This is a genomic window from Lysinibacillus parviboronicapiens (genome assembly GCF_003049575.1).
Taxonomy (GTDB): Bacteria; Bacillota; Bacilli; order Bacillales_A; family Planococcaceae; genus Lysinibacillus; species Lysinibacillus parviboronicapiens.
This window is the reverse complement of record NZ_PYWI01000080.1, coordinates 1-1,505: the sequence shown is the minus strand read 5'-3', so window position 1 is coordinate 1,505 and position 1,505 is coordinate 1. Positions and strand designations below refer to the sequence as shown.

The following is a 1,505-nucleotide window of genomic DNA, read 5'->3' as shown; positions in this document are numbered from 1 at the left end:
AAAGGGAGTTTTTGAAGTTACTATTAGATAAGGATTGAGGGATATTTTTTAATCAACCTTTATTCCAAAGCTACAATAAGAACGGTCACTACTGCCTTTTCATTTGAATCACTTTTTATTGTGTATACAAGATTTTATACATCGTTGATTTGACAGCGTTTTAAGGCAGTCTTACTACCTGGAACTTGTATAAAATATTGCATACTATGATACTTGCTCAACTTTATTTACAGTCTGAGCAAACGGACAGGGAGATACAAAATCGCTGTCCGTCAGACTTCATGGAACCGCCGTATACGGAACCGTACGTACGGTGGTCGGGAGTTAATCACTCCCTCCTACTCGAAACTCCGCTTACATATACAGTTCCTGAAACCGTTTGACGACTTTGAGATTCGACAAATATTCGATAAGTTGAATTGGATACCTTAGTGTTCTTTTTGATCCATCTGCAATATCTACAAAAGACGTTTTAGCCTCCCTGAGTTGCCATCTGGTCCAATTATGCCAATACGATGAAGATGGCCTAGCAGTAATCATTTCCATTTCATAACTTAGAATATGGTGTAACTGCCAAGTAGAAATGAACACTTTCTTACCTGAAAATGCTGAATAAGACTGAACACTATTTTTCAGTAAAGTGTTCAAAGTTACCTGACGGTTATATATGGTTTATAAAAAAGAAAAAAGGAAGTGACTTTGATGACTTGGCAATATGGTTCTTTTCCTGATGATATAGGCCCATGTCAACAAGAAGGGTCCACAACTTGTGTTGGTGATATGTATTTTGTATGTAGAAATGGTCGTTGGAGACCTACCTACGAATATTGTCAGAGTGATAATACACCAACATGGCCACAATATGGTTATAGTCCACAGCTATGGCCACAATATGGTTCAGATATGGGCCCATGTCAACGAGAAGGGTCCACAACTTGTATTGGTGATAGAAGGCATTATTGTAGAAATGGTCGTTGGAGACCTACCTCCCAATATTGTCAGAGTGATAATACACCAACATGGCCACAATATGGTTCAGATATGGGCCCATGTCAACGAGAAGGGTCCACAACTTGTATTGGTGATATGAGGCATTATTGTAGAAATGGTCGTTGGAGACCTACCTACGAATATTGTCAGAGTGATATATATCCCTATGACTAAATGTTTATACTTTATTTAAGGAAAAAGTGCCCCCAAAATGGTGTGGGGTTAGGCAGAGCCTAACTTTTTCGTGATATCATGAAAATGAGGAAATATATACAAAATATATACGTATAACTTCTCAGATAAAGAGAAAAACCAACCGTCTAAATCTCTCAATCTGCTTTACAGTAACTCTACCTTAAAAGGTAAATATTTTTCGATTATTACTAACGAGATGCGTTGATCCTAGCAAGGGTCAGCGCTTATTTCCATTTTAGTTATAGGAGAAGCCCTTGAAGTTTAAGGGTTTACTGAAGTGAATAGCTATATGTTTGGTGAGCTAATAGATATCTTCAACA

At 37.6% G+C, this 1,505-nt stretch carries 1 protein-coding gene; it reads left to right on the top strand.

The annotated features are described in order from the left end of the window. Positions 1-702 precede the first annotated feature (702 nt). Positions 703-1,164, top strand: coding sequence for a hypothetical protein (locus C9J35_RS23020; protein WP_153062988.1), 462 nt, complete (start codon positions 703-705; stop codon positions 1,162-1,164). Positions 1,165-1,505 lie beyond the last annotated feature (341 nt).